Consider the following 23,734-nt stretch of genomic DNA (forward strand, 5'->3'; position numbering starts at 1 on the left):
GCCGGCACTACCGATAGGGAAGAACGCCGGCTTGCGCCGGCGTTTTCCGTTTCCAGCAGAAATGGCCGCAGTGCTGTTCGTGCACTGCGAGGCCGGGCAGGACGCGCGCGAGCTGCTGGCGCGCTGAAGACGGGTAGTGCCGGCCGCTGGCCGGCAACGTCCGGACCTGCGATGGCCGGCCAGCGGCCGGCACTACCGATAGGGAAGAACGCCGGCTTGCGCCGGCGTTTTCCGTTTCCAGCAGAAATGGCCGCAGTGCTGTTCGTGCACTGCGAGGCCGGGCACGACGCACGCGAGTTGCTGGCGCGCTGAAGACGGGTAGTGCCGGCCGCTGGCCGGCAACGTCCGGATCTGCGATGGCCGGCCAGCGGCCGGCACTACCGATAAAGAAGAACGAACGCCGGCTTGCGCCGGCGTTTCCCGTTTCCAGCAGAAATGGCCGCAGTGTTGTTCGTGCACTGCGAGGCCAGGACGCACGCGAGCTGCTGGCGCGCTGAAGACGGGTAGTGCCGGCCGCTGGCCGGCAACGTCCGGATCTGCGATTGCCGGCCAGCGGCCGGCACTACCGATGAAGAAGAACGCCGGCTTGTGCCGGCGTTTTCCGTTTCCAGCAGAAATGGCCGCAGTGCTGTTCGTGCACTGCGAGGCCAGGCAGGACGCACGCGAGCTGCTGGCGCGCTGAAGGACGGGTAGTGCCGGCCGCTGGCCGGCAACGTCCGGATCTGCGATGGCCGGCCACCGGCCGGCACTACCGATAAGGAAGAACGCCGGCTTGCGCCGGCGTTCCTTGATTCTTACGGGGCCTTCTGGATCACCGCGCACGCAAGGCGCGCGCCGGCGTTGCCGGTCGGCTGGGTCTTGTAGTCGTCTGCATCCGCGTGGACGATCAGGCCACGGCCGATGATGTCGAAGTCATCGCCCTTGCCGATGTTGACGTTGCTCGACACCGGGCCGTCGATGGTGGCCACGCCCTTGTCGTCGGCCTTGATGTTGGGCATGTCGCCGCCGTGATGCGGATCGGTGGCGACGTTGCCGTGATCCTGCTTGCCGGGATTGAAGTGACCGCCGGCGCTCATGCCGTCCGGCGCGCTGCAGTCGCCCTTCTCGTGGATGTGGAAGCCGTGCTCGCTGCCCGGCTTCAGGCCGGTGATCTGGCCGGTCACGTGGACCTTGCCATCAACCACCTTGAAGGTGACGCTGCCCTTGGCTTCGTTGCCCTGGGTCGGTGCCAGCTCGGCGGTGGCCGAAGCATCGGCCGCCGGTGCGGCAGCCGGCTGCGGGGTTGCAGCGGGTTCGGTGGTGGCGCCGTCGGCCGGCGTGGCCGGCGGGGTTTCCGCCTGCGGCGCGGCCGGTTGCGGGTTGCAGGCCGCCAGGCCCAGTGCGGCGATGGCCGCAAACAGCGAAGTGTGGATCAGACGCATTGGAATCTCTCCCTCGATGATGCCTGCGGTGAAGTGATCAGCGGACGACCCGGATCACGCCACAGGCGATGCGGACGCCGGCATTGCCGGCGGGCTGGCTGCGATAGTCGTCGGCGTTGGCATGCACGACCAGTGCACGTCCGGCGATATCGGTGGCGGCGCCTCCGCCAAGGGTAACGCCCTTGAGGTGGATATCGACGTTGGCGCGGCCCTGGGCGTCGGCACGCAGGTTGTCCATGTCGCCCAGGTGGTGCTTGCCGGTGCCGGCGCGACCGTGCGCAGCCCCGGCGGGGTTGAAGTGGTTGCCGGCGCTGCTGGCATCCACCGCGCTGCAGTCGCCACGCTCGTGGATGTGGAAGCCGGCCTGCTGCATCGGCTGCAGGCCACCGACCAGGCCGGTGATGTGGATGCCGCCAGGCTCCACCATCAGTGCGATGCGGCCACTGACGATGCTGGCCGAGGCCGGCGCGAGATTGGCCTCGCCCTGCCGTGCAGCGCTGACCACGGTGGGCGGCGGCGGCGTGGGTTCGGTCTTCTTCGGCGCACTGCCACAGGCAGACAGCAGCACGGCGGTTGACAACGGCAGGATGGCAAAGGACAGGCGCATCAAAGACTCCTTGCAGATGACACTAAGCGTTGCATCGTCCATGAACGATCAACAGTTCGGCAAGCGGGTGCGAGGATCGCGTGCAGGGGCCGTTCAATGGCCGCCGCGACGACGTCCCGCGCCCAGCTTGCGGGTCAGGGTATTGCGGCCAAGACCCAGTCGTGCCGCGGCTTCGGCACGGCGGCCATGGGTGATCTGCAGCGCGGCGTCCAGCAGAGCATGGTCGACCCGCTCGCGCACCTGTGCGTGCAGTCCTTCCACGCCTTCAGCCAGCTGCCGGCGCGCCCATTCGGCCAGCAGCGCTTCCCACTGCCCCGGATCGGCACTGCTGCCGCGACGGCTCCGTGCGCGGTTCAGCGCGGTATCGACGTCGGCCACGCCGATGGTGTCAGCAGCGGCCAGCGCGGCCATCCGCCAGCACACGTTTTCCAGCTCGCGCACGTTGCCCGGCCAGTCGTGCTCGCGCAGTGCCTGCAATGCGGCCGCCGTCAGGCGCTTCGGCGGCGTGTCCAGCTTGCGTGCGGCGGCGGCCAGGAACGTGCTGGCCAGCTGTGCGATGTCCTCGCGGCGCTCGCGCAGCGGTGGCAGCTGCAGGCGCACCACGTCCAGGCGGTGCAGCAGATCGGCGCGGAACTTCCCCTGCGCGACCAGGCCTTCCAGGTCCTGGTGGGTGGCGGCGACCACGCGCACATCGACGCGGATCAGTTCGCGGCCACCGACGCGGAAGAACTCGCCCTGCGCCAGCACGCGCAGCAGGCGGGTCTGCAGCGGCAGCGGCATGTCGCCGATTTCGTCCAGGAACAGCGTGCCGCCGTCGGCCTGCTCGAAGCGCCCGGTATGGCGGCGCTGCGCGCCGGTGAACGCGCCGGCTTCATGGCCGAACAACTCGCTTTCCAGCAGTTCGGCAGGAATCGCGGCGGTGTTGAGCGCAACGAACGGCCCGTGCGCACGCGGCGATTCGCGATGCAGCGCATGGGCCACCAGTTCCTTGCCGGTGCCGGTCTCGCCGGTGATCAGCACCGCCAGCGGCGCCTGCGCCAGGCGACCAATGGCACGGAACAGCGCGCGCATCGCCGGTGTATCGCCCACCAGTTGCGGCGGCTGGTCGCTGGCGGTTTCGACTGCCGGGCTGGGTGCGGCCAGGGTGGGTGCCACGGCCGGCAGCACCCGCTGCGCCAGTGCCACCGCATCGTCCAGATCGAACGGCTTGGACAGGAACTCATGCGCGCCGCCGCGGAACGCACCGGCGGTGCTGGCCACATCGGTGTAGGCCGACATCACCACCACCGGCAGCTGCGGCAAGGCGGCCTTGAGCTTGTCCAGCAGCACCAGGCCGTCATCGCCGGGCATGCGCACGTCGGTGAACAGCAGCGCCGGTGGCGGCCCCTCGCGCAATGCCTGCAGGGCGGGGGCGGCGCTGTCGAAATCGACGACCTGGTAGCCCGCCTCGCGCAGCGCGGTGCACAGCACGAAGCGCACGGCACGATCATCGTCGACCACCCAGATGCGCTGTGCGGCGGAGGAAGATTCAGACATCGCGCGGGGCCTCCTCGGCCGGGGCGGCGCCGTTGCCGATCGGCAGCAGCAGGGTAAACACGGTGTGGCCCGGGCGCGAGCGGTAGGTCAGCGTGCCGCGATGCTCGCGCGCCACCTGCTGGGCCAATGCCAGGCCGAGTCCAGTGCCTTCGGCGCGGCCACTGACCAGCGGCAGGAACAGGTGTTCGGCCAGTTCCTCGGGCACGCCACGGCCGTCGTCGGCGATTTCCAGGCGCAAGGCCAGCGTGTGCAGCTGTTCGGCGATGCGCACGCCATGCTCCACGCGGGTGCGCAGGGTGATGCTGCCGGCACCGGCCTGGATTGCATTGCGCACCAGGTTCCACACCGCCTGGGTGAGGCGGTCGGCGTCGCCGTGGAATTCGGGAATGCTGGGGTCGTAGTCGCGCTGCAGGCGTACCGCCCAGCCGGCCTCGTTCTCGGCCAGGCGCAGCACGCGCTCGAGCGCGGCATGGATGTTCAGTTCGGCGTGCGGTGCGGCCGGGGCCGGCGACAGCAGCTGGTCGAGCAGGCCGTTGAGACGTTCGATCTCCGAGCCGATCAGCTCGATCAGTTCGCGTTCGCTGGCGTCGCGCTGTGCGGCCCGGCGGGCCAGCAGCTGAGCCGCCCCCTTCAACCCGGCCAGCGGGTTGCGCAGCTCGTGGGCCAGGCCCTTCAGCGCCGCGCTGAGCGCGCTGGGCAGGGCCTGGGTCGGGTCCAGCCCGGGGAATTCATCGACCGGATGCGCCTCCAGCAACCAGCCGCCATCGTCGCGCCGGCTCATCCAGCCCTCGGCGAAGCGGGGCGCCTCGCCGGGCACCGCCAGCGCCAGCCGGTTCAGGCGCAGGCTGTCGCGCTCATCGCGTGCCAGGAAGTGGGCCAGGGCTTCGCCCTGCACTTCCAGTGCGGCCAGTGGCTGGCCCAGCAGCCGGCGACCGCTGACGCCCAGCCAGCGCCCGAAGGCCGGGTTGCAGCCGATGATGCGGCCATCGGCCCCGGCCCAGGCCAGCGGCGTGCCCAGGGCTTCAAGGGTCGGCGGCGGTGCGGGGTCGGACATTGCACCAATGTAGTGCAAAACGCGGGGTTCGGGGTCAGAGCCCTTTCCTCGCGGAAAGGGATCTGACCCCATGCGCTACGGGTTCCGGGGTCGGATCCCTGTCCGCCAGAAAAGGGCTCTGCCCCCTGCTGCAGGTCGAGCAAGCTCGACCATTACCAGATGCGTGGCCGGCTACAGCTTCATGTTGAGGCCGACGAACACGCTGCGGCCCGGCGCCGGCGAGAACATGGGGCGGGCGCTGTCCCAGAAGAAGCTGTCGTACCAGGCGTAGGCGTACTCGCGGCCGGTAACGTTCTTCAGCTGCAGGTCCACGCTGAAACGCGGGGTGAGCTGGTAGGCCGCGCTGAGGTCGAGCACGGCGAAGCCTCCGAACTTGCCGGCCACGTTGCGCTCCTCAAGGTAGTAGTCGCCCTGTGCACGCGCCTGCAGGCCCAGCCGCAGCGCATCCGTGGCGCGGTAGTCCACGCCCAGATTGCTGATGTGGCGCGGGGTGGCGGCCACTTCCCGGCCCTGCAGGGAAATGCTGGCATCGCGGTCGTCGCGGGTGATCTTCGCTTCCTGGTAGGCGTGCGACGCCCATACCGTCCAGTCGTCGCCCAGCTGCAGGCTCAGCTGCGCATCCACGCCGCGCCGGCGGGTCTTGCCCAGGGTGACCGTGGTGCCGGTGGCCGGCATGTTGGACACCTCGTTTTCCGCGTCCTGCTGCCACACCGCCAGGCGTGCCTGGCTGCCGGCAAACGGCTGGAATTTCAGGCCCAGCTCCATGCCGGTGTTGGTGGACGGCTGCATCGGTGCCTGTCCCGGGGTGAGGTAGGCCGGTGCGGTGGATCCGGTCAGCACCTGGAAGGTGCGGCCCCAGTTCGCGTAGACGTGGGTGGTCTGGCCCAGGCTGTGGATGATGCTCAGCTTGGGCTGGCCGATGCTGCCGTAATCCTGCAGCCGGGCGGTGATGCCGTTCATCAGGTGCGTGCGGCCACTGAAACGGTCGACCCGGTAGGCCGGCACGATCTTCCAGGCCTCGACCGGCTGGTAGATGGCCTGCACGTAGGCACCCCAGTTGTCGAAGCTGTGGCGATCGTTGTTCTGCACCCGCGCGGGCGGCTGGCTGAAATCAGTGGGTTCGGCGTAGGCGTAGCGCTCGCGGATGTAGCTGTTGTCCTGCTGCTCGTAGTTCAGGCCGCCCTCGACAGTAAGCGCGGGGCTGGCCTGCCAGGTCAGTGTGCTGAGCAGGCCATGCTGCCGCTCGTCCCACACGCGGCGCTGGCGCGGCAGGTTGCCGGTGGGCAGGTTGCTGAAGGTCACGCGGCGATCGTCTTCGTAGCGGTTGTAGTAGAGACGCGTGCCGAAGGTGAGTGCGTCGGACAGTTTCATGTCCAGGTGCGCAGCAAGCTGGCGCATGTCGCGGTCATCACCATCGTTGCCGTTGCGCAGCTCGCTGCCACGGCGGTGCGTGCGCAGTTCCTCGGCGGTCATGAAGCCGGGTTCGTCGGCTTCATGGTGGTAGGCGCGCGCGGTCAGGCCCACGCGCAGGCCGTCGTCCAGCGAGCCGAAGAACCACTTGCCGCCCAGTGAGTACTTCTTCGAGGTGTCGTGGTCGCGGTAGCCATCGCTGGCCTGGGTGCCAACGAAATAGTTCTGCGCGAAGCCATTGGCTTCGCGGCCAACCGCCAGCTGCGCATCACGGGTGTTGTAGCTGCCGTAGGCCAGGCGCGCATCGGTGTAGCTGCCACCCTGGCGCGTACCGAAGTTCACGTTGCCGCCGATGTTGTGCAGGCCATAGCGCGGGTCGTTGGTACCGCGCACCACTTCGATGTAGCTGATGTCCAGCGGGAACAGCATGTCGATGAAGCGCTGGTTGCCGCTGTTGACGTTGCTGGGGATGCCATCGATCAGCGTCTTGATGGCGTTGAGGTAGCCCTCGCCGTTGAAGGCGCGGAAGCTGACCTTGCCCGATTCGGCGCCCTGCCGGGTTTCGGTGAGCTGGATGCCGGGCATCTGCCCGAGCAGTTCCCAGCTGTGCGAGACGTTGCGGTTTTCGATCTGGTCTGCGCCCAGGACGTCCACCGAGGTCAGCACCTGGTGCGCACTGAGCTGGCCTTCGCCGTGCTGGTGTACCTGCACCTTGCCGAGGGTAAGCGCGGCGTCGGCCGACTGCGCGAAGGCTTCAGGGGCGAACGGTGCGGCCGCGAGGGCGGCCACCAGGGTGGGAGTCTTCATGGGAAGGGGCGGTTGCAGTGAAATGTAATCATATAACATTTCACATGCCCGCTTTTGCAGCGTCAAGCAAGGCTAGGCGCCACAAGGGCGGGTGCCGGGGGGATTACACCGGGTAACCGGTGGCTTCCCGTGCCTTCTTCCAGGCGGCTTCGAATTCACGCGCGGAGATTTCGTCGTCCTCGTCGAAATCCAGGAACGACACTGGCTGGTCGGCCAGCAGGAAGCGGTCGTCGCTGTGGGCGTGCTCGTCGGCCCAGACCATCTTGGTGCCGTAGATTTCCACCTGCCGCACGATCTTCTCGCCGCGCGCTTCCATCAGCACGTTGCCCTTGCCCAGGCCCGATTCGGCCCAGTGCTTGTAGTACTTCTTTGCGGCGGATCTCGCGCCGGATTTTGCGTTGTGCTTTGCGTAGGTCATTGCAGGAGCCCTGGCCGCAGGCGCGGCCGGAAAGTACGGAATGGCGCCATTATCAGGCATCCGGGGTCAGAGCCCTTTCCTTTGGAAGGGATCCGACCCTTGCCGGTTCAGTTCGGCAGGGGCACGCCCTTCGGCCACAGCATCCAGATGTTGCCCTTCTGCTTCATGTCGCCAGCCAGCTTGCCGGCGGCATCGCCGCTGCCCCAGTACAGGTCGGCGCGCACTTCGCCGGCGATGGCGCCGCCGGTGTCCTGCGCAGCCACCGGGCGCACCACCGGGGTGCCGTCCGGGCGCGTGGTGGACAGCCACAGCAGGCTGCCCAGTGGCACCACGGTGCGATCCACTGCCACGCTGTAGCCGGCGGTGAGCGGCACGTTCAGTGAACCCCGTGGCCCTTCCGGGCTGTCCGGGTTGCGCACGAAGAACACGTAGCTGGGATTGCTGCGCAGCAGTTCCGGTACGCGCGCGGGATGGGCCCGTGCCCAGGCGCGGATCGCGTCCATGGTGACGTCTTCCTTCTCCAGCTGGCCCTGGTCCACCAGCCAGCGACCTATGGCGCGGTACGGGTGGCCGTTCTGTTCCGCATAGGCCAGCCGCACCTGCTTGCCATCGGCCAGGCGCACGCGGCCGGACCCCTGGATCTGCAGCAGCTGCAGGTCCATCGGGTCGGTCAGCCACGCCAGCACCGGGGCCTTGGCGCCCTTGGCCGCGATGGTGCCGGCGTCGTCATAGGGCTTGAGCACCTTGCCTTCGACGCGACCACGCAGGCGCTTGCCCTTCAGTTCCGGGTAGAGGCTGTCCAGCTGCACCACGATCAGATCATCGGGCGTGCCGTACACCGGTACCGTCGCCTTGTCGGTGCGGGTCAGGCTGCCGGGGTAGATCGGCTCGTAGTAGCCGGTAATCAGCCCGTCGGCCTGGTGGCCGCCGGCACGCAGCGCGTAGGCATCGAGGTCGCGCTGCAGGAACTGGCGGATCGCAGCCGGGTCCTTGTCTGATACCGCGGCGGCGGTGACGCAGGGTTTGGCCCAGACAGCGTCGTTTTTCAGGCGGGCGCAGCTGCTGCGCCAAGCCACGAAGCCGGCCTGCAGATCGCTGTCCGAGACCGCTGGCAGGGCTTTCCAGTCGACCCTGGCGTAGGTGGCCGCCGGCGGCGTGGGAGGCGTGGGCGCTTCGGAACCCGTGCGGGGAGCGGTGGTAGCGCAACCGGCTAGCACCGCCGCTGCCAACAGGGTCCAGTGCTTGCGCTTGAAGAAGGTAGCGGAATCGATCATGCCGCCATGGTGGAGTGCCGGCCGCTGTGCGGCAACCCAGCGCGGGGTCAAGCGTTCATGCGCGGGGTCACGGCATCTGCAGCAGCAACGAATGCAGGATACGGGCGTCCTCGGCATCCAGCGTCTTCGGCAGATCGTCGCGGCCACGGAACCGGCGGTGGAAGGCGGCGACGGTGGCTTCGCGGTTGTCGAGCGGATAACCGAAGCGGGCCAGCGCATTCCACGCGTCGAAGCCTTCCGGTGCCGCGCCGTCGGCCGCGCGCGGCCACACGCCGAAGCCGGCCTCGGCCAACTGCTGCCATGGGAAGAAGCGGCTCGGATCCTGCTTGCGCGTCGGCGCCAGGTCGGCATGGCCGATCACCTGGCGCGGCGGAATGTTCAGGCGCGTGGTGAGATCGCGCAGCAGCACGATCAACGATTCGATCTGCGCTGCACTGAACGGGCTGCGGCCATCGTTGTCGAGCTCGATACCGATCGAAGCCGAGTTGAGATCGGTGATGGTGCCCCAGCGCCCGGCTCCGGCGTGCCAGGCGCGGCGCTCATCAGCGACCAGCTGGTAACGATGGCCATCGGCGCCGATCAGGTAGTGCGCACTGACCGGTCCACCACTGTTGGCGGTGCGCAACGTATGCAGGCTCTGCTGCACCGATTTCTGCTCGGTGTGGTGGATGACGATGATGACCGGCGTGCGCGCGTTCTGGTTGGGTGATGGCACCCAGGTGGCGAGCGGGTTGTGCTGCACGGGCGCGGTGGCGGTGCAGGCCGAAAGGGCCAGGGCCAGCAGTGTGGGAGCCAGGAGGCGGGGGCTGATCATGGGCGGATTGTAACGATGGCCGCGGCCATGGCGCGATCCTGCGTGCCAAACAGCTGTATCAGCGCCAGCAGCGGAGGCTCACTCAACTAGCCTGATGATGATCTGCTCCCCGGAAAAGCGCCTCACCCCGTCCAATATCTGCTTCCTCGGAATCTGGAGTTCAGATCGGCGTGCCGTTCAATTGACCCGCTAGTCACATGTTGGGGGGAACGTGATGTCGCTGCAACAATGACTAGGACGTTCCTTGCATCCAGCTCATCGGAGGCCGCATCTGCGTTGAGCTCCGCCCCTTCCACGCAACCAGAAGTGACCTCAATCTTCATCTTTTCACCGCACTTCCATCAAGCTCATCTGTTCTTCAACTTATTATTGACGTAATCCACAACGTACTCCTCAACCGGCTTGTCCGTACCCAGGTCAAACACCTCGCCCGAATCCCTATCGACCACAAACGGCGCATTTCCAGCCAACTGGGCAGAGAATTCACCGGTATCCAAGTACTCCACTGACTGGTAGCAAAAGTACCAGCCCTCAGAAAACTGCCCCCAGCTTGTTACTCGGAGAGGAATGTCCGAATCCTCAAGATATGCCACTGCCTTACGCATCGCATCTTCAAATTCAATCACTAGTTAGTCCTCATCAGATGAACATCTTTGAACTTTGAAAAATCAACAACCTTGCCCGTTTGACCATCCAGGAATCTCACCACTCCGCCTTGATTAACCACGTTGAAGACGTGTCCTGGCGGACCAGATGGATACGTACCGTATACGATGCCACGAGCACCATTGCCGGCACCAGCCATCTGGGAAATCACCCCTTGCTGCGTCGTTGCCGCACCAAAACGCCCTCCGAACTGTGTTTCAAGCACCCGTATGGAAACGCCCTTGGTGCTATAGATCGGCAAGGCCGACGCGGGATTTCCGGCGAGAAGCGAATCCGTAGCAATCGCACAGTTCACACAGTTGTGAGTCCTTCCGGCCGCCGGGAAGCCGGGATTTACGTTCCTGATTGATCCTGCGACATCTTCACCCACCCCGGCCACTCGACCAGTACTTCCCTTTACTCCCACAGAACTGGTGATCAGCGATATCGCCATATCGCGCCAATACTCACCGCTGGTGAATATATTGGACAGATCTCCAAACGCCTGACCGACCTGGCCTCTCAATCCGTGCGTAAAGTAGGATCCCAAGTCCAGAGCATAACCAGGTGCCATACCCCAAAGTGGCGGAGGCAGTCCAGATGCAACGAAGTCGTTGTACTCATCCTTCTGCATGATGAGCCGAGGAGTTCCGTCGGACTCCGTCAGAGTAAAGCTGACCGTCTCACCGGTTTCCTTGTTTTGATTGGCGATGACCTTGTAGGCGACCTCATCGCTGCTATCGGAAATGACAACCGCTGTGGTGTTGTCCGACATCTCAAGAATGGTGGAACAACCTCGTACTGCAGGATTTGACTTGCAGACGTCCAGAGCTTCCAGGTACTGGTCCCAATGCATCTGACGATTGAACTGATCTCCCAGCAGCGCCGTGCCCGCACCATCGGTACCACCCACGACCCCGCCCAGCGCAGCACTGGCGAGTTCGATCAAGCTGTTGAACTCACCACTTCGCGGATCCATGCCCTGACCTGTGAGGAAACGCGTCATTGCCTCCTTGGCCAGCGCGGCACCGGTGGCACCCGCAGCGGCGCCACTAATATCGCCGCCACTCAATGCCGCAACGGCAGCGCCTGTCAGGCCATGCAGCAAGACCTTGTTGCGCCCGCTTTCACCCCACTCGCTGATCCGCCGCAGCGCGTCGGCCTCGGCCTCGGCATCACCATTGGCGCGCGCAACTTCCAGGTCCACCTTGGCCTGGGCACTCTTCTTGGAGGCCAGATTGCCAACGGCCTTGAAACCGATCTCTCCCAGGATCTGCGTGAGTTCCTGCCGCTCCTGAACCTTCTTCTCGTCAAAGATGGGCGCAAACCCGTTGGCGTTGTCCAGACTGGTTACGCCGCGCTGCAGGTCTGCCAGCGTGCTGCTGTCTCCGTTTCTAATATCGATCGTGCCGTCGGCTACGCCGCTCCGCGTGGTGGTGCTCCTGCTGTCACCCGTTGGCATGCCTGGCATCACCGACGGGTTGAAATTGAACCCGTCTGAGGGACTCCCACCGCCGCTGGTACCGCCACTGATCGATGCAGAAAGGAACTCCGCTCGATTGTTTAGATCCTCAACCGTCAAGCTACCCGTCGACAGTAGATTCTTCGAGGAATCCGCGGTACTTGCGATGACGGCCCCGACCAGATGCGTGTTGCCCCCCACCTGCAACTGGAAGCCCCCGTCGCCAGCGGCGATTCCCGTCTGCTCACGGACGCTACGGTAGTCACTGTCAATCAAGGCGGCACTGCCGCTGGCACTACCCTCGAAGCCATAGCCAATCGTGGCTTCACCTTTCGCCGCAAGCTGCTGACTCTTGTATCTATCCGTGTCCTGCTCTGTGCGCACCGTCAGATTGCCCGCAACCTGGCCAATCACCTGGTTGGCAACCAGCTGTGCGCCCTGCAGAGTCGTGTCTCCACCACTCGCAAACGTAAGGCGATCCCCGGCCTTGATGATACTTTCGTTGTGGACGGTGCCGTTCCCGTCGGCCTTGCCACGCGCGGCATTGGCGCCAACATAGACACCGATCGCTGCACCACCGCCGCTGCTTCCACTGATCGCAACACCGATCTCTCCACCCTGGGACTGGTTTCTGCTGTCCTGGGCATAGCGATCCTCGCTGCTTCTGATCATCAGATCCTTGGCCGCCGCAAGATCTACGTTGCGACCCGACACGTTACTGCCCACCACGGTCAGATCACCGCCCGTGGCTGCGATCACCACATCGCCATCACTGTGCAATGTGCTGCCACGATGGGTCGTCTGCTCCATCGTCGTTTCCGACTGGGATCGCTGGGTTCCTGCGGTCACCCGGACGTTCAATCCGGCGCCGCCACCGCCATCGCCCGACTGCTGCCCCGCAGCCTGGGCCACCGCGATTGCACCCTGCGCCGCCTTGTACGCATAGAGCGCCTTGAGGCGATCGTCCTCGACCTCGTCTGCGCGCTTGGCGAAGGCGTACACGGCGCGTGCACTTTGAATCGTATCAACGGTCGCACCGCCCACAGCAACATTCAGACCGGACTGCCTGAAGTAGTTCCTGTCGTTGTACTCCGAGTGCTGTTCTGCTGAATCGATACGTACATTCTTGCCAAGCAACGTCATTCCGTTCTTGGAGAGAACATCGGACCCGCCGATGTGCAGTGTTTCTCCCGCTGTTAGTGTCACGCTTCCCAGCGCGCTGCCGACGATGCTTCCTTCCGCGATCGTCTCGGTCAGGGAACTGCTGTTGCCGCTGCTTCGGCTGCCGAAGGTAACCCCGAAGCTGCCATTCATCCCCCCAAGTAGCCCGGACTTCTTGCGATCGCTACTGTGCTGTTCGGAATGACTGGACTCCGCAGCAACAATACTGAGATTGCCCTTGGCAGCCATCACTACGTCGCCAGTGGCCGCAATCTTGGCGCTCTCGGCTGTGATGTCACGACCTGCGCCGATGCTGATCCGATCACCCGACAAAACCGTGCCAATGGCCAGGATGTCTTGGGCCGCATCGTGCGTTGCGGTACGCGTAGTGGACGTGAGCCCACGCTTCTTGCGCTCGGTGTCTTGCTCCCAGGTATGCTCTTCCTGCGCGGATGTCAGATTCACATCGCGGCCAGCACCAATACTGATCGCGTCCTGTTCGCTTCGTACCTCCGCGGCTACCAGGTTCACATCGCGACCTGCACTGAGTGCGATTCCGCCGTCAGCAGACAGCTGGCTGCCGCGCACGGTCTCATCACTCTGGCTGATCTGCAGCGAGCTGCGCTTGCCACCTGCATTGAAGTCACTGCTGCGGCTGTCCACCAGCACCTGGCTGTTGATGTCCCCACCGGCCTGCAGGGCCATGCCGCCATCGGCCTTGATGCGGGTTGCAGCCAGGTTGATGTCCTTGCCCGCTGCCAGCACCACATCGCCAGCGCCTTCAATCGAAGACACCGCATGCGTGGTCTGGCTGTTGCTGGTGTGATTGCGGTTGTCGTGGTTCAGCGCGCTGCTCTGGCCCAGCGTCTGCGCACCCAGGTCCAGGGTGCCGCCAGCAACCAGCTGGGTGATGCCATCCTTCCCGGCATTGCGGATCTCCGCCGCCTTGAGGCCGATGTCACCGCCGGCCACCACCGACAGCACGCCGTCGCCGCTGGGATTGGTGACATACAGGCCAGCCACGCGATCGAGCGTGGTCTTCTGCTGTGACAGGCGATCGCCCTGGTCCTTCCATTCCGTGGTAGTCGAAGCCACGGTGATGTTGCCGCCGGCCTTCAGTGCGAGCGCATCGGTAGCCTTGACGGTACTGCCGATGATGTCGATGTCCTGCCGCGCTGACAGGCCCACCTGGGCACCGCTGATCTGGCCGCCGGACAGGTTGCGGATGTTGCCGGCATCGATGCTGACCAGCTGCCGGCCGGCGATCGTGCCGCTGTTGACCAGGTCACCGCGCAGCTTGACGTCCACCTCCGCGCCGGCCAGCAATGCGCCATCGTTGCCAAGGTCGCCCGGCAGCACCCGCAGGTAGACCTGCGGGACCAGCGCGCGAACCACCGAGCCATCGGCCAGGGTGACGTCCTTTTCCACCAGCCAGACGATGTCGCTGGTCAGGCGTGCCATCTGCTCGGCGGTGAGCGCTACGCCGGGGCGCAGGCCCCATTCGCTCGCCACCGTGGCACCGGCCTCCAGCAGCGCGCGGTACTGCTCCTCGTCGCTGGCGTGGCCGCTAAGGAAGCGGCGGCCGGTGAGTTCTCCGATCTGCTCGCGCACCAGCTTCTGCTCGTAGAAGCCATCACCCAGACGTTTCTGCGTCTGCGCGGGATCGAAGCCTGCGCGCTGCAGAAGGTAGTCCGAGCTGAGCCAATCACGATAGCTGGTAAAGCGCGGGTCGGTTTCCACGATGTGGTTGCCACGGTTGGCATCCACATTGAACAGGCTGGCGGTGGGCGCACTGGCATTCGGGTTGGTGGTGACCACCACGCGCGGATCAGCACCGGTTGTCGTTGTGGCCTGCTTGCCATCCACCGCGGCATTGCCACCACTACCGGCATGCTCTCCGGCGCGCACCGCCGCCGGGCCGTTGGCATTGGCCTGCCCGGCCTGGGTGGCACTGATGTCCTGGGCCGTGCCAGCGCCCGCCCCGGCATTGCCGGCCTGGCCGGGGCCCTGGGCACCCGCCGCGTCTGCCCGCACGCCGTCGGCCTGCGCTACCGCCTGCTGATGGCCGCCGTTGGCCCCGTGCGCCGCGCCAGCGGTGCCCGGCCCCTGCGCGTCCACGCTGCCCGCACCCTGCCCCGTGCTCTGGCCGGGCCCCTGCACGCTGCCCGCGCCGGGACCGACCGCACCTGCACCGCGGCCGTTGGTATCCACCTGCGCGGTGCCCTTGCCACCACCGGCGTTGGGGTTGCTGCCCCCGGTGTTGTCGTTGCGCAGGTTGCCGACATCGATGGTGAGCTTGCCACCGGCGGTTATCGACGAACCCAGCGCGCCGGTCTTCTCGGTGATCGGTGCCGCCTTCCAGCGGCTGGAGGAGCCACCGTAGGTGATGGACACGTTGTCGAAGGTGCTGGTGCGGGTCAGCTGCTCGGCCGCATTGATCACCTCGGATTGATCGCGATTCAGGCCGACGATGGCCAGGTCGCGACCCGCAGCGATGTTGGCGAAACGGTTCTCCAGCCGGTCGGTGCTGATCCGCATGTTGCCGCCCGCATTGATCACGGCGTTGTTGCCTGCCGAGACCACCACGTCTTCCACGGTGGTGCGGGTGGCAATACGGGTCTTCTCGTTGCCGCTGGTCTCCTGCGGGTGGCGCTGCATGTTGATCAGCGTCGCGTCCGGATTGTCATAGTCCGGATAAGTGATGAGCTGCACGCAGGTGGTGGTGCAGGTGCCGTAGGCGTTGTTGTACCGGAGGGTATCGGTCACGTACTCGATCGGCGGCGAACCGGCCCCGCGGACGGACAGGTCGCGGAAGGGATCTTCCGCGCCCGCGCCGAGCTGGTCGGGATTGTTGCGGTTGTCGGCACGGCCGACGTAATAGATCGTGACGGTGCCGTCCTGCACGTTGAGGCGTTCGCGTGAAGCGCGCGCACCATATGCGCCGCCGCGGGCAAAGGCATAGGCGCTGGTGTTGCTGGTCAGCCGGATGACCGCCTTGCGGATCTGCTGGCCATCCGGGGTGACGTAGGGGGTGTCTTCCAGGATGTCCGACGGATCAAGGTAGTAGATCTCGTACGGCTGGTAGTTCGAGGTTGCCCTAAAATCGCGGTTGTTGTTGTTGGCGTTCTTGAACCAGCCGGGCTGCTCCAGCCGGACCGGCGCGTGCACGGTGGTGACCTTCTCCACGACTACGTTCTCGCGGATGTTGTTCACTGCCAGCGCGGACAGATCCAGGTTGCCGCTGACCTCGATGGTGGAGCCGATGTTGTCCACCCGCTGCGCGCTGCCTACTGCGGCCAGGCCGTTCAGGGAGCCGCCGATGGCGGCGTCGCCATCGCTGAAGATCAGGCTCTTGCCGCTGTTGGTCAGCGTGCCGACGCCGAGGTCCAGGCGCTGGCGCGCGGCGATGGTGCCTGCACGGTCCACGCCACCGATGTTGGCCGCCACGTTGTTGAGCGAGCCCGCCTGGATGGCGACGCGGTCACCGTAGATGCGGCCGCTGCCGATGTTGTCGACGGTCGCGGCGGTGATATGGGTGACGTTGCCGTCCAGCAGGCCGTAGTTGACCAGTGCGCCGCCCGCTGCAAGGCGGGTCAGGCCGATGCTGCTGATCTCGCCGGTGGACGCATTGGTGATGTTGCCCGCATTGATGTTGACGTTGGCGCCGGCCAGCTTGCCGGTGTTGTCCAGGTTGCCCTGGATGGACAGGCTCAGCGTGCCGTTGGCCACCATCTCGCCACGGTTGGTGTGGCTCTGTCCCAGCTCCAGGGTCATGTCACCCTGCGACATCAGCCGGCCGTCACCGATGATCTCGCGGGTGCGGAGGGTCTGCTGCCTGCCGGCCACCAGGGTGCCGCCGCTGTTGACCAGGGTATCGGCGCGGACATCGGAGCCCAGGGCCGCCGACACCAGGCCACCGCTGTTGTCCAGGCGCTGGTTCACCTGCAGCACGAGGTTGTCCGCAATCACCTGGCCGTTCTGGTTGTCCAGGTTGCTGGTGGTTACCTGCAGGGTCTTGCCCTGCAGCCCCAGTGCAGGACCATTGCCCGGGCTGAGCGTATTGCGGTTGTCGACGTGGCTGGCCTGCAGGTCGAGGCGGCCGGTTGCGGCCACCAGGCCGCCACTGTTGAGCAGCGCGCCCTGCAAGCCGATATCGGCGTTGCCACCGGCGGTCACGCTGCCACCGCTGTTGGCCAGCTGCTGCGCGCGCAGCAGCAGGTCGGCCGCACTCACCAGCGAGCCACCGCCACTGTTGTCGATGTTGATGGCCTGCACGTCGGCGCCGGACTTGGCGGACACGGCGCCGCCACGGTTGTCGAGATCGCCGCTGCGGATCTGCAGCGTGCCGCTGCTGACGATGCCGTTGCCATTGGAACCGGCATTGGTCAGCCGCTGTCCTCCAGTGTTGATGCTGAGCGCCGCCGCCGATTGCAACAACCCGCCGGTATTGTCCAGCGCACCACTGCGCAGCTCCGCATTTCCGGAAAGGCTGGCAATGATGCCGCTGCGGTTGTCCAGCGCCTGGCCGCGGGTATCCAGCTGCAGGTCGTTGGCGATGATCCGGCCACTGGTGTTGTTCAGGCCGCTGGCCGAGACCTGCAGGTGCTTGCCGGCCTGGACCAGGCCAGCCTGGTTGCGCAGCACTTCACCGCTGGTCAGCTGCATGTCCTGACCAGCCGCCACGGTGCCACCGTCGTTGTTGATGGACTGTGCCTCGGCCAGCAGCGTGCCTCCGGCGGACAGGGTGCCCTTGTCGCTGTTCTCGAGCAGGCCGTCGACGCGCACGGTCAACGTGCTGGTGCCATCGCTGTGCACGGTGCCGCCGCGATTGTCGAACGCGCCTGCTGTGAGGGTGGCGTCTCCTGTGGTCAGGATGCGGCCGCCGCGATTCTCCAGCGCACGGGTGATCGCCAGGGTGCTGCCACCGCCGCCGGCAGCCTGGATCGTGCCCCGGTTGTTGAGCAGCTGCGCGCTGCGCAGATCCAGCGTGCCATTGCCGGCAAGCGTGCCACCGGTGTTGTCCAGCCTTTCGCGCGCGGACACCTTCAAGGCATCGCGACCGGAGGCGATGATCGAACCGCCCGCGTTGAGCAGCGTGCCGGTATCCACGGCGATGCGGGCAGCCGACAGCGTGCCGTCACTCAGGTCGGTGGTTTCACCGGTCAACTGCAGGGCGCCATTGCTGAGCAGCTTGCCGCCCTGGCCATTCAAGGTGTGCGCGTTGATGGCCAGCGTGCCGGTACCGGCCTGCTGCACGGTGCCGCCAGCATTGCCGAACACTGCGCTGGTCAGGGCCAAGTCGCCATTGCTGGCGATCAGACCGTTGCCGCCATTGTCCAGTGAGGTGGTGGCCTGCACGCTGCTGGCCTGCGTGCCCGTCGCCAGCAGCTTGCCGTTCTGGTTGTCGAAGCGGTCGGCATTGATGTTGAAGTGATCGGCACTGAGCGTGGCGCCGCGATGGTCCACAGTCATCGCATCCAGCTGCAATGCGCCTGCCGTGGCGATGCTTCCGGCAGCTCCATCCAGCTGGTTGGCCTGCACGGTCAACACGCCCTTGCCTGCATGGACGATGCTGCCCGCAGCGTTCACCAGCTGCCCGGCATCGAGACGCAGGTTGCCGGCATTGCTGGCGAGGGTGCCGCCGCCGTTGTTGAATCGGCCGGTGACGGTGACCCGGCTGTCGGACGTACCTGCCGAGCTCAACGTGCCGCCCGCATTCGACAGCGAACTGGCGCTGATCTGCTGCGCGCCGTTGGCGGCAATGGTGCCGCCGTCATTGCCCAGCGCGCCGCGCACCTGCAGCGACATCGCCTGGTTGCCGGTGGCGTTCAGCGTACCGCCCGTGTTGTCGAGCTGGCCGACCTCGATGCTGACCTGCTGCGCGGCCGTGGTGCCCGCACTCAGATCGACGGTCTCGCCCTTCAGCTGCAGCTCGCCGTTGCTCACGATACGGCCGGCGTGGCCCTGCAGCGTAGTGGCATCGATCTGCAGCAGGCCGTCACCCGCCTGCTCGATGCTGCCGCTGCGGTTGTCCAGCGAAGCCGCCGACACCTGCATGCCCGCGCCACTGGCAATCACGCCCTTGTTGCTGTTGTCGAGCAGGCCATCGGCCTTGACCACCAGCCGTTCAGCGCTGTGCAGCACACCGCCCTGATTGTCGATGCTGCCGGAAGCGATGCCGAGCCCACCGTTGGCCAGGATGCGGCCACCGCGGTTGTTGAGGTCCTGGCCGATGCTCAGCTGGCTGGCCGCTGTACCCGCGGACTGCAGCGTGCCGCCGGCGTTGACCAGCACGGCGCTGCGCAGATCCAGGCCGCCGTTGCTGGACACCGTACCGCCGCTGTTGTCGATGCGTTCGCGTGCGCTCAGCCGCAGCATGTCACTGCCGGTCGCGGTCAGCGTGCCGCCGGCGGTGATCAGGGTGCCGGTCTCCACCTCGATCCGCTTGGCCGAGGTGACACCCGCCCGCAGGTCGGTGGTGGTGCCCTTGAGCAGCAGGCCGCCATTGCTGACCAGCGTGCCGCCCGTGCCGTTGAGCGTTCCGGCGTTGATCGACAGCACGCCTTCGCCGGCGTGCTGCACGGTACCGCCGGCATTGCCTAACACCGCCGCCTGGACATCCAGGTCGCCATTGCTGGCCAGCAGGCCACCCTCGCCGTTGTCCAGCGTGCCGGCCACCTCGATCCGGCTGCCCTCGGCACCGGTTGCGATGACCTTGCCGGCCCGGTTGTCGAACGACTGTGCGTCCAGCGCGATGCGCTCGGCCTGCAGGGTGGCGCCGCGATGGTCGACGCTGACCGCCTGCAGGGTGATGCCCCCTGCGCTGGCAATGGTGCCGCCCTGGCCATCCAGTTGCCCGGTACGCAGCAGCAGGCCCTGCGTGCCGGCATGGCTGAGCGTGCCCTTGACGTTGGCCATGCTGCCGGCGTCGATCTTCAGCGCCGCACCATTGCTGGCCAGCGTGCCGTTGCTGTTGTCGAACAGGCCATTGACGCGCAGCTCAGTGGACGCGCTGCCGGCCGAACTGAGCGTGCCGCCACGGTTGGAGAGCTCACCGGCTTCAATGTGCTGCGCACCGTTGCTGGCGATGGTGCCCGCGTCGTTGGCCAGCCGGCCGCTTACTTGCAATGCCAGCGTTCCGCTGCCGGTTGCACGCAGCGCGCCTGCACTGTTGTCCAGGCTGTCGGCCACGATATCGAGCTGCTCGGCCGCCACGCTGCCGCCGCGGAGATCCAATGAACCGCCCTGCAGAGACAGCGCGCGGGCAGCACCGATGCTGCCGCCCTGGCCCGACAGCATCTGCGCGTCGATGCGCAGGTTGCCGTTGGCGGAGATCGAGCCGCTGCGGTTCTCCAGCTGCGCGGCACGGATTGCGGATGCAGCGTCACCGGCGGCGATCAACTTGCCGTGGTCGTTGACGAAGCGGCCTGCGTGCACGTCGACGGCGCCATTGCTGCCCAGCGTTCCGCCGGTATTGTCGAGCAGGCTGCGGGCCTGCAACTGGAGCACCTGGCTGCCGAGCGCGCTCAGATTGCCGCCCGCGGTGATCACGCTGTCACCGGCGATGCTGATGCGTTGCGCCGTCGTGGTGCCATCGCGCAGATCGAGGGTGTCGCCCTGCAGGTCCAGCGAACCGTTGCTGAGCAGGGTGCCACCGGCGCCGGTCAGGTCCTGCGTGGTGATGACCAGGCTGCCGGAACCGGCCTGCTGCACGGTCCCTCCGGCGTTGCCGAAGGTGCGCGCATGGACGTCCAGGTTGCCGTTGCTGGCGAGCGTGCCGCCATTACCGTTGTCCAGCGTGCCCTGCACGCGCAGCGTGTTGCCGCCGGTGCCGGTGGCGATGATGCGCCCACCGCGATTGTCCAACCCGGTCGCCGTGATATCCAGCTGTGCGGCAGCCAGCGATGCGTCCTGGTGGTCGACCTCGGCCGCAGTGAGCTGCAGGGCGCCAGCAGTGGCAATCTGTCCCTTCGCCCCGTCCAGGCGCCCGGTATCGATGACCAGGCCGGCGCTGCCCGCATGGCTGAGGGTACCGCCGGCATTGACCAGCGCGCCGCTCTTCAGCTGCAGATTGGCCGCGTTGCTGGCGATGCTGCCGCCACTGTTATCGAGCGTGCCGTCGACCCGGATCTGCGACGCTGCAGTACCCGCCGAAGTGAGCGCACCGCCGCGGTTGGACAGCGCGCCCGCCTGGATCTGCTGCGCGCCATTGGCGCTGATGCTGCCGCCGTCGTTGCGCAGCAGGCCCTGCACCTGCAACTGCATCGCGTTGTTGCCCAGGGACAACAGGCTGCCGCCGCTGGTGTCCAGGCCCGTGGCCGTGATCTTCACGTCACGGGCGCGGGTGTTGCCCTTCTGCAGGTCCAGCTGCTGCCCGCTCAACTGCAGCTGGCCGTTGCTGGCGATGCTGCCGCCAGCCCCCTGCACGGTGATCGCCTCGATCTGCAGCGTGCCGGTGCCGGCATGGTCGATGCTGCCGCCCTCGTTCAGCAGCCCATCGGCCTTGATGTCCAGATCGCCATTGCCGGACAGCAGGCCGCGCTGGTTCTGCAACCGCTGGCTAGCATGGATGCGGCTGGTGCCAGTGCCTGCGGCGATCAGTTTGCCGCCATCGTTGATGAGGATGCCACTGTTGATGTCCAGCGCACCATTGGCGCCAACGGTGCCGCCGCTGTTGTCCAGGGTGCGCGATACCTGCAGCTGCAGCGCGTCGCCGCCCGTCGAGGTCAGCGTGCCACCGGCGGTGGTCAGGTCGCCGGCACGTACATCGATGCGCTGCGCGGCGGTGGTGCCGTTGCGCAGGTTCAGGGTATCGCCGTGCAGCTGCAGGGTGCCGTTGCTGAGAACAGTGCCGCCCTGGCCCTGCAGGTTGGCGGTGGCAATGCGGAGGTTGCCGGCGCCCGCCTGCTGCACGGTACCGGCAGCATTGCCGAAGGACGCCGCGTCGATCTGCAGGTCGGCATTGCTGGCCAGCAGGCCACCGTCGCTGTTGTCCAGGTGATTGCGGACATTGAGCGTACTGGCCTGCAGCCCGGTGGACAGCACGCGGCCGCCACGGTTGTCGAAGTCCTGTGCGGTCAGCTCGAGCTGACGGGCGACCAGCTGCGCGCCGCGGTGGTCGGCACGGCCCAGCAGCAGGTCTGCCGCGCCTGCGGTGGCGATGCTGCCCTGCACACCGTCCAGTACCCCCGCACGCAGCAACAGCCCTTCACTGCCAGCGTGGCTGATCCCACCTCGCGTGTTGACCAGGGTGCCGATGTCCAGACCCAGGCGCGTGGCATTGCTGGAGATGCTGCCCTCGCTGTTGTCGAGCTGGCCAATCGTCCAGGTCGTCCCGGCGCTGCCACCGTGGGCGAGGCTGCCGCCGCGATTGATCGCCGACATCGCCTTCAACTCGAAGCCACGGGCGAAGGTCATGCGGCCGCCGCTGTTGTCCAGCTGTTGCACCTGCGCGCTGGCCGCGCCCTGGACCTGCAGGGTGCCACGCATGTTGCGCAGCGCCTGTCCCTGTACCTGCAGGGTGCTTGCGCCCAGGGTGCCGTCGCTGTTGTCCAGGCTGTTGCGGGCGCTGAGCTGCAGGTCGCCACTGGCTTCGATGCGGCCGCCGTCGTTGCCCAGCGTTCCGGCGATGTTGAGCACACCGGCCGCCAGCGGCGGAAGCGGCGTGACCGGCGGGGTGCCGGTGCCAGCAGAGCCGGTGCCCGGAGTACCCGTGCCTGGCGTGCCGGTACCCGGGCTGCCCGTACCCGGTGTCCCGGTTGCCGGTGTACCCGTGCCAGGCGGGGTACCGGTGCTGGTACCCGGCGGCGCACTGGCCACGTTGCCGATACGGCCCTGCAGATTGCTGACGTCGGCCGCCTGCAGCTGCAGCACCTGCGCGCCAAGCTGTTCGATGCTGCCGCCACGATTGCGCAGTGCATCGGCATTCACTTCGATGCGCCGCGCGTTGAGGGTGCCGCCGCTGTTGTCGACATCCGCAGGGGTCTGCAGGCGCAGCTCGCGCTCGGCACTGAGCGTGCCGGCATTGGCGATGCCCGCGCTGGCATCGATGCGCAGGTCCTGTTGCGCATGCATCGCGCCGGTGTTCTGCAGCCGGCCGTCGGCAGTGACGACCAGCTCGCCGGCCTGCGCGCCGATCTTGCCGGCGTTGCTCACGCCCAGGCCGTGTTCGTTGCCGACCAGCCAGATGCGATTGGCGTACATGCCGCCCAGCGCGCCCACATCCAGCGCGAAGGTGGGCGCCGCGGATGCAGGACTCTGCAGCTGCACGCTGCTGTGGTCAGCGCTGACCACGTTGCTGCCCAGGCTGGCCTGCAGCTGGTTGGCCCAGATGCCGGCGTTGACCTGCAGCGAACGGGTGATGATGTCGGTGTAGTCGGCGCGACTGGTATCCAGGCCTGCGCCACCGATACCGATGCTGCCACCTTCCACGCGGTACCCGTCCAGCACGCCCTGGGTGACGATCGGCGTACCGGTGGTGAGGGTCACCCGGCTGGCATTGAGGAAGCCCGCGCCATTGACCTGGATGCCGGCCGGGTTGGCGATGACCACCTGCGCCCGCGCACCCGCCACTTCCACGTAGCCATTGAGGTGGCTCGGATTGCTGCTGTTGATCTCGTTGAGGATGACGCGCGCGCTACCGGTGGCCAGCCACGGATTGCCCTGCACCCAGCCGCCCAGCTGGGTCTGCACCTCACCGCGCGAGTTGTTGAGGATGACGCCCTGCTGGCCGACGTCGAACTGCTGGTAGGTATTGCGCGACACGCCGCCAGCGCTGGGCGTGGTGATGTTGACCTGGGGCGTGCCGTTGGCCGAGGTGATCACCGTCGGGCGCTGGTTCGCCGGCGCGCCGGGGTCTGCGGCAATTCGGCCCGGGTCGGCCGGCGCCTGCTGCGCGGACAACGGCTGCACCAGACCCACCCACCCCAGCATCAGCCACAGCGCGAAACTGATCGGACGCAGCGTGCCAACCGTACGGCCTTCCCGGTTGTCGGCACCGCCGTGCGCGGCGTTGGCCAGCTCGGACGCCACCTGCATGACCCCGAGCGTACGGTTGAAGACCAGACGGTAGACTTTGTTCACGGCGCTGATTCCTTTCGGTGCTGTTGGGTTGTATGCGCAGCAG

Annotated in this window: 10 protein-coding genes; all 10 read right to left on the reverse strand. The window is 66.6% G+C overall.

The features are described 5' to 3' along the window. Positions 1-794: 794 nt before the first annotated feature. On the reverse strand, positions 795-1,421 hold the full coding sequence (locus AC5P9C_RS17590) for a superoxide dismutase family protein (protein WP_049439226.1): 627 nt from the start codon (positions 1,419-1,421) through the stop codon (positions 795-797). Between the two features lie 37 nt (positions 1,422-1,458). Continuing rightward, a complete protein-coding gene (locus tag AC5P9C_RS17595; RefSeq protein WP_164082939.1) occupies positions 1,459-2,028 on the reverse strand; it encodes a superoxide dismutase family protein in 570 nt (189 codons plus the stop codon). A 93-nt stretch (positions 2,029-2,121) separates the two neighbouring features. Beyond that, entirely contained in the window at positions 2,122-3,564 is a 1,443-nt protein-coding gene (gene ntrC, locus AC5P9C_RS17600) for a nitrogen regulation protein NR(I) (protein WP_049466302.1), read from the reverse strand. After that, complete coding sequence (locus AC5P9C_RS17605) at positions 3,557-4,618, reverse strand: two-component system sensor histidine kinase NtrB (RefSeq protein ID WP_053462608.1); 1,062 nt, start codon at positions 4,616-4,618, stop codon at positions 3,557-3,559. Before AC5P9C_RS17605 ends, ntrC begins: the two co-directional genes overlap by 8 nt. Before the next feature lie 171 nt (positions 4,619-4,789). Further along, positions 4,790-6,835: a TonB-dependent receptor gene (locus tag AC5P9C_RS17610; RefSeq protein WP_343540676.1), complete on the reverse strand. Its 2,046-nt coding sequence runs from the start codon at positions 6,833-6,835 to the stop codon at positions 4,790-4,792. 103 nt (positions 6,836-6,938) lie between these two features. Then, on the reverse strand, positions 6,939-7,253 hold the full coding sequence (locus AC5P9C_RS17615) for a hypothetical protein (protein WP_049466292.1): 315 nt from the start codon (positions 7,251-7,253) through the stop codon (positions 6,939-6,941). Positions 7,254-7,360: 107 nt separating this feature from the next. Beyond that, positions 7,361-8,527, reverse strand: a complete 1,167-nt coding sequence (gene mltA, locus AC5P9C_RS17620) for a murein transglycosylase A (protein ID WP_343540675.1) — start codon at positions 8,525-8,527, stop codon at positions 7,361-7,363. A gap of 67 nt (positions 8,528-8,594) precedes the next feature. Then, the gene (locus tag AC5P9C_RS17625) at positions 8,595-9,341 is read right to left on the reverse strand and encodes an N-acetylmuramoyl-L-alanine amidase (protein ID WP_057493694.1); all 747 of its coding nucleotides are present in this window, start codon (positions 9,339-9,341) and stop codon (positions 8,595-8,597) included. Between the two features lie 347 nt (positions 9,342-9,688). Further along, positions 9,689-9,967 (reverse strand): YrhB domain-containing protein, encoded by a 279-nt coding sequence (locus AC5P9C_RS17630; protein ID WP_154329821.1) that lies wholly within the window; start codon positions 9,965-9,967, stop codon positions 9,689-9,691. Continuing rightward, complete coding sequence (locus AC5P9C_RS17635) at positions 9,967-23,691, reverse strand: hemagglutinin repeat-containing protein (protein WP_495205232.1); 13,725 nt, start codon at positions 23,689-23,691, stop codon at positions 9,967-9,969. Before AC5P9C_RS17635 ends, AC5P9C_RS17630 begins: the two co-directional genes overlap by 1 nt. Between the last annotated feature and the right edge of the window lie 43 nt (positions 23,692-23,734).

It is taken from the genome of Stenotrophomonas sp. YJH_SMC_10, from assembly GCF_059371555.1.

Coding starts and splice junctions, on each gene's coding strand:
- mltA (WP_343540675.1), bottom strand. CDS start 8,527: ATGATCGATTCCGCTACCTTCTTCAAGCGCAAGCACTGGACCCTGTTG.
- AC5P9C_RS17615 (WP_049466292.1), bottom strand. CDS start 7,253: ATGACCTACGCAAAGCACAACGCAAAATCCGGCGCGAGATCCGCCGCA.
- ntrC (WP_049466302.1), bottom strand. CDS start 3,564: ATGTCTGAATCTTCCTCCGCCGCACAGCGCATCTGGGTGGTCGACGAT.
- AC5P9C_RS17605 (WP_053462608.1), bottom strand. CDS start 4,618: ATGTCCGACCCCGCACCGCCGCCGACCCTTGAAGCCCTGGGCACGCCG.
- AC5P9C_RS17610 (WP_343540676.1), bottom strand. CDS start 6,835: ATGAAGACTCCCACCCTGGTGGCCGCCCTCGCGGCCGCACCGTTCGCC.
- AC5P9C_RS17595 (WP_164082939.1), bottom strand. CDS start 2,028: ATGCGCCTGTCCTTTGCCATCCTGCCGTTGTCAACCGCCGTGCTGCTG.
- AC5P9C_RS17590 (WP_049439226.1), bottom strand. CDS start 1,421: ATGCGTCTGATCCACACTTCGCTGTTTGCGGCCATCGCCGCACTGGGC.
- AC5P9C_RS17625 (WP_057493694.1), bottom strand. CDS start 9,341: ATGATCAGCCCCCGCCTCCTGGCTCCCACACTGCTGGCCCTGGCCCTT.